9 protein-coding genes and 1 riboswitch are annotated in these 12312 nt (G+C 54.9%); of the genes, 1 reads left to right on the forward strand and 8 read right to left on the reverse strand.

All coding sequences use genetic code 11. The features are described 5' to 3' along the window. Positions 1–109: 109 nt before the first annotated feature. A riboswitch (SAM riboswitch) is annotated at positions 110–249 on the reverse strand. A gap of 85 nt (positions 250–334) precedes the next feature. The 3 genes from AC27KL_RS13810 to AC27KL_RS13820 form a co-directional block, all read right to left on the reverse strand. Continuing rightward, complete coding sequence (locus AC27KL_RS13810; RefSeq protein WP_487170054.1) at positions 335–1036, reverse strand: Cthe_2314 family HEPN domain-containing protein; 702 nt, start codon at positions 1034–1036, stop codon at positions 335–337. A 117-nt stretch (positions 1037–1153) separates the two neighbouring features. Next, positions 1154–2110, reverse strand: a complete 957-nt coding sequence (locus AC27KL_RS13815; protein ID WP_487170055.1) for a COX15/CtaA family protein — start codon at positions 2108–2110, stop codon at positions 1154–1156. Between the two features lie 207 nt (positions 2111–2317). Further along, positions 2318–2662: a thioredoxin family protein gene (locus tag AC27KL_RS13820; RefSeq protein WP_036710904.1), complete on the reverse strand. Its 345-nt coding sequence runs from the start codon at positions 2660–2662 to the stop codon at positions 2318–2320. A gap of 149 nt (positions 2663–2811) precedes the next feature. Here AC27KL_RS13820 and AC27KL_RS13825 point away from each other — a divergent pair, with 149 nt between their 5' ends. Next, positions 2812–4215 carry a DUF2515 family protein gene (locus AC27KL_RS13825; protein ID WP_487170056.1) on the forward strand — a complete coding sequence of 468 codons (1404 nt, stop codon included), beginning with the start codon at positions 2812–2814 and terminating at the stop codon, positions 4213–4215. 15 nt (positions 4216–4230) lie between these two features. Here the strand turns inward: AC27KL_RS13825 and AC27KL_RS13830 are convergent, their stop codons facing one another. From AC27KL_RS13830 to AC27KL_RS13850, 5 genes are all read right to left on the reverse strand, one after another. Then, complete coding sequence (locus tag AC27KL_RS13830; RefSeq protein ID WP_487170057.1) at positions 4231–5871, reverse strand: putative polysaccharide biosynthesis protein; 1641 nt, start codon at positions 5869–5871, stop codon at positions 4231–4233. 123 nt (positions 5872–5994) lie between these two features. Further along, on the reverse strand, positions 5995–6480 hold the full coding sequence (locus AC27KL_RS13835; protein ID WP_487170058.1) for a DUF456 domain-containing protein: 486 nt from the start codon (positions 6478–6480) through the stop codon (positions 5995–5997). Positions 6481–6553: 73 nt separating this feature from the next. Beyond that, entirely contained in the window at positions 6554–7297 is a 744-nt protein-coding gene (locus AC27KL_RS13840) for a Cof-type HAD-IIB family hydrolase (RefSeq protein WP_487170059.1), read from the reverse strand. 222 nt (positions 7298–7519) lie between these two features. Continuing rightward, positions 7520–9592, reverse strand: a complete 2073-nt coding sequence (locus AC27KL_RS13845; RefSeq protein WP_487170060.1) for a peptidoglycan D,D-transpeptidase FtsI family protein — start codon at positions 9590–9592, stop codon at positions 7520–7522. A gap of 274 nt (positions 9593–9866) precedes the next feature. Continuing rightward, on the reverse strand, positions 9867–11966 hold the full coding sequence (locus AC27KL_RS13850; protein WP_487170061.1) for a peptidoglycan D,D-transpeptidase FtsI family protein: 2100 nt from the start codon (positions 11964–11966) through the stop codon (positions 9867–9869). Positions 11967–12312: the final 346 nt, after the last annotated feature.

The following is a 12312-nucleotide window of genomic DNA, read 5'->3' on the forward strand; positions in this document are numbered from 1 at the left end:
CCTTGCGTCCAATCTATCAATAAACTGCCGCTCTTCGACATAAGTAGACAAAATAAAAAGCCCTCTTGACGGAATCAAAAAGGGCTCTTCTATTCGAAGTCGCTTCCTCTTCTCATCTGCCAACCTGCAGGGTCGCCTGCAGTTGTAGGAATTAGCACCATGTCATTCGGGACTTTGGCCTCGCGGGCCGCTTCTCGAATCGGTTGCCGGGCTTCATCGGGCCTGTCCCTCCGCCTCTCTCGATAAGAAAAAATGTATGCAAACAATATTATTTTTTCACGTGATTCAGTATAATCACTTTTCCGCTTCTTGTCAAAAGGAAATTTGTTGGATTTTAGGACCACAGTCTCCCTGCATACCGGTATACCGCGATCAACGATTTGCAGACCATGTCAAGCCCCTGCCGCAGATCCTCCAAATGCTGATCCAGGTCCTCCAGCTCCACCTTGGCATGCAGGCCCTGATGCCGCTGCCACAGGTCGTCCTGCATCTCCGCATTCATGTAATGAATCTCCGCGTTCCTCCGTTTGCGCAGCACGTTCAGCGCGTCGCGGTATTCGTTTTTGACGGAATTCAGCTCGCCCTCCAGCGCCGGACAACGTTCCAGTTCCCGGAGCCTGCGGAGGACGGTGAAATACGAGTAATGCTCCTTCACTTTGGCCGTATTCAGATCAAAAAGTTCGTTCAGCACCGTGCCGAGCTTATCCAAAACCGAAAAGACGCGGATAAAGCCGTTTTTGTAAAAATAGGCGTATCTTGCATATTCCGTCTGCTCCTGAACGTTCATGTCGTCCACGTATCCGGCCTTGACCGATTTGCGGAAATAGGCGGCGGCAAACAAGCTTTGTTCCAGCTCGTCCAATGAGGATACCAGCCCCCGCGTCCATATGTCCAGCTTCCGGAAGTCATGGCTCGGGTCGTCGTTTTTGTCCATTTCCTTTTGAAGCAGCCCGATGGTGCGGTGCATCGCATCCATGGCTTCCCCAATCAGTCCCTTGTTCTGGCGCGGCATTTCTCCAAGCAGTGTTCGCAGCATGGGCTTCTCTCCCGGCGTATAGTTTCGGATAAGTACATTCTTGATAAGACCAAACAAAGCCCTCGAAGACGAAACTCGCGGACTTTGCTTTAGGCAAATGTTTATGATGCCTTGCACTTACACATTTGATGCAGGCTTCAGTTGTTCGACGGGCTCTTTGCCGAGCTGCCATACCCGTACGCTCAAGTAACACAGGACGCCGAACAACGAGGAAATGAGCAGGTTATGAAGCAGCGCCGCAAAAATGTAAACCTCCGGGTTGCCCAGCGTGTACACGATGCCCGCGCCGCTGAACACCTGCAGAAGGCACAATACGGCGGCGGCGCCTCCCAGCGTTCGAATCTCCCTGCTGTTCCGGTGCAGCTTATACGCGCAAATGGCCATGACCACGACGGCGATCAACAGCAGCAATGCCGCCAACCGGTGAACAAACGCGATGGCCACGCTTCCCGTGAGCGTCGGTATAAATTGCCCGTTGCACAGCGGCCAGCCGGAACAGCCCCCGGCCGAGCTCGTATGGCTGACGTAAGCCCCGACGTAGACCACAAGGTACGAGTAGATCGTAATCGACCATACAAAAGTGCGGAAGCCGGGCGAAACGGCCGGTTGATCCTCGGGAGAATCCGTTTGCTTTTCCCGGTCCATTTTTCGGGCCCCGAGGGCAAGCATAAGCGAACTGGCGAAAGCAATGAGCGAAAATCCAAAATGAAGCGCTAACACGGCGGACGATTGGTCATAAATGACGGCGAGCGCCCCCATCAATGCTTGCACGATCACAAAAATAAGCGTTAGCACGGAATAGACGCGCAGATCTTTGCGGTTTTTGGCGTAAAGCCAAAAGGCTGCGACGACGGCCACCGCTGTAAGCCCTGCCAAGCCGCTGACCAGGCGGTGCGAATATTCGATCAGCGAAGCGATCGTGTGCGCGGGAATGAATTGCCCGTGGCATAAAGGCCATTCGTGGCCGCATCCAAGCCCGGAATCGGTTTTGGTGACGACCGTCCCTCCAAACGTTGCGAAAAACATGACGATAAAAGTCAGGTAGCTCAGCCATTTCAATTGTTTTGTATTCAAAATATCTCACCCGCAAGAATCAAAGTAAAAACGCCTCATTTCCCTGAAGCGCCCGTATATTACCAATCCTATTTATTATACCTGATATACCATCGCGAAATATAGCCATTTTGTGACAAAAAGACAAAGCCGCCCTTAAGGCTTACGGATTCGGCAGAAAAATCGCACCGCTTTTGCGTGATGGCAAAAGCGGTGCCGTAATGGGTATTACTTATGAATCGCTTGATATACCTCGACTGCCCGCTGCAGGAAGGTTTCGATCTCCTCCCGCGATTTGCGCAGCTTGTTGACGAGTCGGACGAGCTCGCGTCCATCCGTAAACGCCACGAAGCTCGGAATCCCAAGAATGTTCAGCTCCTGGCTGACATCGTCCACTTTATCGACGTCCACCTCGACCAAAGTCAATTCATTTTTGAATTTCTCTTCCACGTCGGGCATAAACGGATCCATGAATTTGCAGTCCCCGCACCAATCGGCTTTGAACACGGCCACCGTCAAACGGGGAGACTGGGTCGCGACTTGAAATTCGGCTTTGGACGTAATTTTTTGCATCTATAATCAGTCCTTTCTGAACATCGATTCGTTTTTTCTTCCGGATTTTGCAAAATCCTACCCTTAGTGAATCAAAATATGGAGTGGAAGTCAAATTTTTGAGACATACTGGGAATAAGGCATTCCATGAAGAAAGGAGGAGGCAACCCGTGTCGGAAAAGGTGGACGGACAAACGTTCAAAGGGTTCATCCGGCTGGCCAAAACGCTGCCTCAAACGGCGGCTGAAGCGGTCAAAGGCAAATATGTTTGCTGGAGAGCGTCCCAGGAGCTGATTAAGGTCCGCAGGCCGCTGGGCTGGAGGGAATCGGCCGCCCACAGCATCCGCGATCAGCTCAAGCGGCAGCCTGCCGACCGGAATCGGATGCATAGCGGCGATTTCGGCAAGGAAGAGGCTCCGGCCCCGTTGTCGGCGGAGGATCTTGAAACCGTCCAATCGATCCGTGAAGCTGCCCTGGAGGCCTCGCGCAGCAACGTGACCCGGACGAGGGCGTACTACGAGTGCTACCGCGAATACCCGGAGCTGCATTGGTCCTTTTTGGCCCATATGGTATCCCGCAATGCGGGCTGGAACATGACCGACCTGAAGGGCGGGCTGTTTTCCGACGTCATTCCGGCGGAGCTTCAGGAAGATATCTATCAAATGCTGGAGCGCAGCAACGCGCTCATCTTTCTGGATGCTTATCCCCAGCTGATGCTCTACGCCCGCAGCCGGAAGCTCGGAAGAAGCCTGTTCTACCTGCTGCCCGAGTTCCGCGTTTCGGCTTTCATGCGCCCGTTCTGGGAACGCTTTTGGATCGAACGGGACAGCGCGCTGCTCGCCGTCGGCCTGATCATCAACGAGCAGAACTACATCGAAGGCCGGGTCGTCCAAAACCGTTATTTTCAGCAGCGGGTCTTGCGGCATCCTTTTTTTGCGATGAACAGCGCCTTCCAGATGAATCAGGTCCTTTTTCCGATGCTGGTTGCGCCCCCTGCCGAAGCCGATTCGCCGGAGGGGGAGCCTCTCCCCCCTACCGGTGAAAGCGAAGGCAGCGCCGACGGGGAGCAGGGGTGCCGCGGCATGGTCGGGCTGATTTTGGAGCATTTTGCCGACCTGGACGAACGGATCGAATTCGGCAAGGCGCTGTACGCCATGCTGTTCGGTTATCAGGACGTGCTCGCGGGCGTCGAGGCGTTTGCAGCCAACGTGGTCCACAGGGGTTCCCGCCAGGAATATTGGCCGAAGCTGTTTACGGACGACAAAAAAACAGCCCTGAACTCTCCCCAGGAGAGCGCAGAGCTGCTGAAACGGGAATGGCTGCCGCCTGGCAAGCGGCTGTACAGCCCTTCGCTTGCCGAGGTATGGCATGATATGCCGTACGAGCCGATTACCCGTTATGACTGGTTCAAATCCAATGACGCGCTTGATCATCTCACGCGGCCGAAACGGCCGGTGCTGATCGAAATGTCGCATGCGCACCGGTTTGCCGTACAAAAAGCGGCGCTAACGCATGATACGGAACGCGCGGTTTCGGCCGATGCCGCTCCGGGGCGGCCGGACGCGACGCAATGACCGTCAGGCTTCTGCTTACTGCCCCTGGGAATCGGCGGACTTGTACCTGGCCGGCTGCAGGCGCATCAGCGGCCGCAGCAGCTTCTGCACTTTGCGCGGGTAGCCGGCAAGCTCGTGCTGGCGCAGCACGCCGAGCATGATCAGCAGCCCCAGGTACAACAGGACGACCGCCCCGCCGACGATGATGCAGGTGATCAGGAACGCCAGCCGGTCCGGCATGATGCGGGTGAGCTGAATTCCTGCTTCGTTCAGGCCGTAACCGACCGCTGCGGTCAGAATGACGGCCGCCAAAAAGCCCGGCCACCGTTTGCCGAGGATGGAAAACGGCACGATCGTCTTCAATTGGCGGAGGTTCAGCAGCGTAATGACCAGGAAACAAAGCCCGGTAGCGGCGATGATGCCGTAAATGCCGAAAACAAGCGCCAGCAGGAAGCTGCCGGCCAGCTTCACCAAAATCCCGACCATCACGTTCACCATCGACAGCTTCGCTTTGTTGACGCCAAGCAGGATGGAGTTCGTGGTCATCATCGTGATTTGGAAAATCGTGCCGAACGTCAGCAGCATGATGATCCAGCTGCCGTCGAGGCTGCTGAAAAGCAGCCCGTTAATGGAATAGGCCGCCGTGCAAAGCGCGATGACGATCGGCATCCCCGTCAAAATCGAAATGCGCAGCGCCAGCGTCATCTGCTGCTGCAAATGCTCCTGATCCTTGCGGGCAAAAGCCGACGAAATGATCGGAATCAGCGACGTGCTGAGCGCGATCGCCAGGATCGGCGGGATACCGGCGATGCTTTGCGCGCGCTGGCCGAGAATCCCGAGCACCTGCGTCGCTTTGGCTTCCCCGATCTGTCCGATCAGCAGCGGGTTGACGATCGACGAATCGATGAAGTTCACGGCAGGCACCGTAAGCGACGATAGAACGATCGGAATGGATAGCGTAAAAATATCTCTATAAATCCTCAACATCGGCAGCTTAGGGTCGACGGTTTCCTGAAGCATCAGAGCCTTGTCCTGCCGGCGCATTTTCACCGTGTAATACAGCATGATGGCAAACGCCCCGATGCTTCCGAGCACGCCTCCGAAGGAAGCGCCTGCTGCGATCCAGCTTCCGCTGTAACCGGCTTTGAGCATGATATAAGCGATAATGATGGCGGCCCCGACGCGGGCAAACTGCTCGACGATTTGCGAAACGCCGCCTGCGGTCATGTTGTTCCGCCCCTGGAAATAACCGCGCATCATGGCGATGGCGGGAAACAGGAGCAGCGCGGGCGCCAAGGCCCGGATCGCCAGCGTCGCTTCAGGCTGTTTGGAGACGTACGTTGCGTAATACGGAGCCAAAATATAAAGCAGCACCGTAATGATCACGCCGGCAGCCACCGCAAACCAAAGCGCCGCATGATAGACCTGGCGGGCTTCGCCGGGCCGCTTCAGCGCGTAACGTTCCGACACCATTTTGCTCAGCGTGCTCGGAATGCCCGCCGTCGCCACGGTGAGCAGCATCAGATAGACGTTGTTGGCAATCGAAAACGAAGCGTTGCCGACTTCGTCGAGCAGATGTTCCAGGGGCACCCTTTGCACGAGCCCCAGCACCCTCGCCACCAGAGCCGCGGCGGCAAGGATCAGCGTACCTTTGATAATTGATTCTTTTTTAGCCAAACTGTTTTCCCTTCTTTCCCCCAGCGAGCAACCCCCATGGAGCAGATTACCGGGATTAGCGAAATCCCTGATTGCAATAACCGCCATGCAAACGGCCATGGAACAAAGACAAAAGCCTGTCCTCTAGGCCCATACAATCCAGATAAAAAACACGACGATCATGACGATTTGCAAAATGATTTTCATGACCATGCTGCTGAACAGCCCGACGAGCGTCCCGAAGCCGACCTTCGTCGCCTTCGATACCGAGGAACCGTCGATCAGCTCGCCCACGAAGGCTCCGAGAAACGGACCGATGACCAGCCCGAACGCCGGGATGACAAACGGTCCGATAATGGCGCCGATCGTGCTTAATATGACGGACAGCTTTCCGCCCCCGTACTTTTTCGTCCCCCAGGCGCCGACGGCATAGTCGGCGACAAACAGCACGACGATGATCAGCGTTTCGATGATCCAAAACCACACGCCAAAATGCTCGAACGTAAAAAACCATCCGTAAACGAAAAAGGCTGCGAATATGGCGATTGCCCCGGGCAGCACGGGAACGATCGTCCCGGCCATCCCGACGGCAAACAAGGCGATGATAAGAATCCATCCGAGTACAGCCATTGCTTGATCTCCTTTTGACATTCGTATCCGCCCGGATACTTTGGAATTGATGTATCAGAACGCTGTGGAATCCTTACATATGAAAAATGAACTTCCGAATGACTTCCACGATGCCGTCCTTGTCGTTGCTCGACGTGACAAAATCGGCGGCTTCCCGGACGACCTCCTGGGCATTGCCCATGGCGACGCCAAGCCCGGCCGCCTGGATTGCGGCCAAATCGTTCATGCTGTCCCCGACGGCGATGACTTCGCTCATATCGATGTCGAGCAAGCCGCACACCGTTCGAATCCCCGACGCTTTGTTGATTCCCTGCGGGTTCACCTCGAGGTTATGAGGGGAAGAGTTCGTGATTTCAAGGCCGCCCATATCCTGCAGCCGCATCAGGATGCGGTGCCGGGCTTCGTCATCCTCCGTATGGTAGCCGAATTTAAGCCACTCCTTCCCTTCGATGGAATCCGTCCAGTGATCCTTGTTGTAGACTCTTTCCACGGAGTAGGCCCAAAACCAGCAGCCTTCGGCGACCGCGATGGCATGCATATCCGAGATCAGCTTCGGGTCCATCAGCGAGCGCTGATGCAGCCGATGCGGGGCACGCCACACTTCGCTGCCGTTGACCGTGATCATCGGCGTCGAAAGTCCGAGTTCCTCCCCGTAAGGAAGCGCGCTCTCGAAGCTTCTTCCCGTCGAGAGGCATACGTGGACGCCTTCTTCTTTCGCCCGCTTGATCCACTCGGCCGTGTCCGGCGAAATGGTCTGGTCGCTCGTCAGCAGCGTCCCGTCCATGTCCAGCGCCAGCATTTTATATTTCGTATTCATATCGCTCCTCCTATTTGTACGCATTTTCACGTTTCACACACACATACGGACATTTTACCATAAGCCGCTTGGGGCCACAAAAGTGTTTTTAAAGGCTCTGCCCGAGCCCTTCCGAAAGCTGCAAGGCGGCAGGCATGCAAAAGGGCAGGTCCGGGTGCCCCCGAATCCTGCCCTCGAGATCTATAACGATCCAATGAGTTCAAAAGAAGATCGAATGCCGGCTTATTGGACGCCGTTCGTCGTTCCGGTCGTTCCGTTTGCCGCCTGGTTGTTTGCAGTTCCTTTCGGCACGCCGTCCAGGCCGTAAACCTGGTCGTAGGCGTCGAATATTTTCCGCGCGACGGGAGCGGCGCTTTGCGAGCCGAAACCGCCTTCCGGAATCATGACTGCGACGGCCAAGACCGGATTATCTCGTGGTGCATAGGCGATGAATACGCCGTTATCGACCGGCTTGTGTCCGACCTGCTGCGTCGATGTCCCCGTCTTCCGGGCAAAATCGTAAGGGAAGTCGCCAAAAGCGGAGACCTCACTTTTCATGCCGCGCCGGATTTCGTTCCAGTAGGATTTCGGGAAACTTACCGTGTTCAGCACCTCAGGCTTGAAGGTTTTGACGATGTTGCCCTTCTCGTCGGTAATTTTGCTGACAAGCTGCGGCTTCAGCCGTTTGCCTTCGTTGGCCAACATCACCGTGTATTGCGCCAGCTGCAGGGTCGTGTATTTCCCCTGCTGCCCGAACGACGCGTACGCCATCGCGGACTGGACACTGCCCGCCTGTTTGATGTTCGTATACTCCTTGCGTCCTTTCCATTCGCCCGGCAGGCCGCTGCCCGTCAGGACGCCAAGCCCGAATTTGGTCATATATTGGTCCCAAATCTCGATACTATTGTCCTTATATTTGTCGTAAAGCCTTTTGCCGATCATATCGACCATAAACGCGTTGGAGGATTTTTCGATCGCGCGCGCCGGGTCCATGCCGCCGTACACGTGGCCTCCGGAGTTTTGCACGCGCGTCTGGTGGCCTTCCTTGCCGAAGTAAGCCGCTCCTTTATCCTGATAATACGTATTGGTCGTTATCAAGCCCTCATTCAAGCCGACCAGCACGCTGAGCGGCTTCTGGGTCGAACCGAGCAGGACGACCGACTCCGGATGGTCGCCTTTTTTCCCCGGATTAAACGAACGGATCGTTCCGTTCAAGTATATGTTCTGGATTTTTTTCCAGTTGTCCGGCGAAACGCTGCCCGTCTGCCAGACGTTTGCATCGTAATCCGGCATGCTGGCCATGGCGACGACATTTCCCGTCTTCACTTCCATCGCGACGGCAAACCCCGTCGTCGCATTCGGGTGGGTACGCCCGGACACCGGGTGGGTATGCAGCCAGCTCAGCTGATCCATGATCGCCTGCTCCGTGGCCAGTTGCACTTGTTTGTTGATCGTGCTGTAAATGTTGTTGCCTTTGACCGGCGGAACGACTTCGTCCACGCCTTCCGGCAAGTTTCGCGGGTTGATCGGCACTTTTTTATAGCCGTTTTTCCCGCGAAGCTCGTCCTGGTACATCAGCTCGAGTCCGTCGAAGCCGACGAATTCGGGTTCCGTGTACACCAGGCCGGGATCGGGCGTGACGTCGCTGCTGCGTTGCTTTTCGTCGATTTCCTTATATTTGCTCAGGCTCTTCGAACCGCTGAACGTGCGGATATACCCGATCGTTTGGACCGCAACGGTCTGCGGATCGTAATGGCGGACGCTTTCCTCTTCGATCGAAATGCCGGGAAACTCGGATTTATGCTCGCTGAAATAAGCGATTTCCTTTTGGCTCAAATCCATTTTGATCCGCCGCGGGGAATAACCGGCGTATTTTTTGTAATCCAAGTCCATGGCGTCGATGATGTCCTGCTTCGTCATCTTTTCAGCGGCAGGATCCCCGTATTTATCGAATACGTCCAGCAGGCGCTGGGCGATCTGCTCCGCTTCGGGACGGTTTTTGCTGCCGTTTTTTTGGCTGTAATCCTTCATTAACGTAATGTAAAGCGATTGCGTCGGGGTCGAGTAAGCCAGCGGCACGCCTGCCGCATCATAGATGGTGCCCCGAATCGGCGGAAGCGGTACGTCCTTGACGATGTTGCTGGATTCCTTCTCCGTGAGCGTAGGCCCTTCGACAAACTGCAAAATGGCGAGTCTGATAATGATGACGCAAAAAATGATGAACGTGCTGAAAAAAAACAGGTTGATCCTTAAGTTCAAATTTCCTTTTTTCTTCGTTTCCTCCTGTTCCGGATTGTCCGGTGTATATTCGGTCACCGGCCTCCCTCCTCTCTGCCTGAACATGATCGGTTCGGATTTTTGAAAAATCCTCGTCTGAAAATAACATTCATATTTTAGCACAGATGGAGGGTGCTCGGCATCTTTCCCTACCGTTCGACACGAAAGGCTTTTTTGCGCAAGCCGGAATGCCTTTTTTCAAGAGACGTATCCCCGTGAATTGAAGCCAGGGAGCCCCGCTGCTCTTGGGGAGATGCATACATACGCAAGAAAAAAACGGCAGCCCGGACGTTCCGGGCTGCCTCGCGCAGACTTACTGCTGTTTGTTGTTATCTTGTTTTCCCGCGGTATCCAAACCGGCTTGGTTTTGCAGCTGCTTTTTCGGCACGCCGTCGAGGCCGTACACCTCATCATAGGCGTCGAATATTTTGCGGGCGATCGGCGCCGCGCTTTGCGAGCCGAATCCGCCCTCCGGAACGACGACCGCGACCGCCAGCTTCGGATTGTTGCGAGGAGCGTAAGCGATAAACACGCCGTTGTCGATCAGTCCGTCTTCCCTCGAAGCCTGCTGCGAGGTACCGGTTTTCCGGGCAAAATCGTACGGGAAACCGGCGAAGGCGGCGCTGACGTTCGTGTTCATTCCTCTGCGAATGAGCTTCCAATACGAAGGATCGAATTGGACTCGGCTCAACACTTCGCGTTTGGTCTGTTTCACGACGTTCCCGTTTGCGTCGGTAATTTTTTTGACGATCTGCGGCTTGATGCGTTCCCCCTCGTTCGCCAGCATGACGGTATACTGAGCGAGCTGCAGCGGCGTATATTTCCCGCCTTGGCCGAAGGAGGCGTACACAAGCGCGGCTTGGGCGCTGCCGACCGATTTGGGGATGTCCTCCGAGGTGCCGTATTCTTTTTTTCCGAGCCATTCGTTCGGCAAGTCGATCCCCGTAGCGACGCCCAGCCCGAATTCCTCCATATATTTGTTCCATACGTCGACGCCTTTTTTGCCGTACTTTTTGTAGAGGGCATTGCCGACCATATCCACCATGAACACGTTCGAAGAATTTTCAATGGCGTCGGCAGGGGTGCGGAAATAACCATAGGCATGCCCCTGGGAGTTTTGGACGCGCGCCTGATGTCCCTCTTTCCCGAAAAAGGCTTCTCCGGTATCAGTATAAGGCGTCGTCGTCTTAAACAGATTTTCCTTTAACCCGATCAGTACGCTCAGCGGTTTGATCGTCGAGCCGAGCAGGACGGCCGAATCGAATTCATGCTTCGATTTGCCGGAGCTCAGCGGCGTGATGGCGCCGTTTTGATAATTGTTGTTCAGTTTATTGAAGTCCTCCGTGGAGGACGCCCCCGTCTTCCAAATGTTCGTGTCGTAATCGGGAATGCTGGCCATGGCCACGACGTTGCCGGTATCGACCTCCATGGCCACCGCGTAGCCGGTCACGGCCTCGGGATGCGTTCTGCCGGATACCGGGTGGGTATGGAGCCATTCCAGCTGGTCCTTGATCGCCTGTTCCGTTTTCAGCTGAACCTCTTTATTGATCGTCAGCCATACGTCATTTCCTTTGACCGGCGGTACGATGTCCACCACTTCTTCCGGAATGTTGGCGGAGCTGACCGATACGACCTTATAGCCGTTTTTCCCTCTCAATTCGTCCTGAAACGAGAGCTCGACCCCGTCGAATCCGACTAGCTCGTCTTTCGTGTACGTTTCGTCGGGTTTCGTGCCGTCTTTGCTATCCTGCCGCGCCTTGTCGTACGCTTTCAGGCTTTCCGTGCGCTTGAACGATTTGACGTAACCCACGGTCTGCACGGCCACCGTCTGCGGATCGTAATGCCGCAGCGTTTCTTCGATGATTTCGATGCCCGGAAACTCGGATTTATGCTCCATGAAATATTGGATTTCTTTTTTATTGAGATCCGACTTTATCCGCCGCGGCGTATAACCGCTGTCCCGTTTGGATTCGAGATCCATTGCTTCGATCACGTCTTCCGGGGTCATCGGCTTGGTGCCCGGGTTTCCGAATGTTTTAAACGCGGCCGCCATCCGTTTCGCCATATCCTCGATTTCGGGACGGTTTTTCTTTCCCTTATCCGAATTGGCGTTGTAATCCTTCATCAGCGTAATATACAGCGATTGGACCGGCTGCGAATAAGCCAGCTTCACCCCGGCGGCGTCGCGGATGTTCCCGCGGTCCGGCGGGAGCGGAATGTTTTTCGTATTCTGGTTCGCTTCTTTTTCGGTCAGCGTCGGCGCTTCCACGAATTGGATGACCGCAAGCCGGACGATGACGACGCAAAAAATGATGAACGTGCTGAAAAAAAACATGTTAATGCGCAGATTCAAGCTATTTTTGCTTTCCTGTTCCATTTCCTCCGGCGATTTCCCGGACAAGAAAAAACGCAAGTTCCTCTCCCCCTTTTTCCTGCGCGTTTACCGAATCAAGCTTTATGTATCCCGATGTCCTGCTCTTATAAATTTTAACATATAAAACCATTAAAAGGAAAACCCGCCGCCATCTCTTTTTTACGTCTTCGCAGCCAAACAAGGCCCAAACGAAGGCTCCAACCCCATCCTATTTCCCGGGCCATAAAACACGCTTTCGGCGGCATGCTTCCTTATGGAAGAAAGCCCCGTTTAGCGGCCGTGATTCTCATTGAAGGAGAAAGAACCGTTCAAAGCTGCGGGAAGAAGGACGCGAAGTAGACGTGGGGGGCATTGAGTCGGCCCTTGCAGGAGCATGGAATGGAGG

Source organism: Paenibacillus sp. YAE3 (assembly GCF_057546105.1).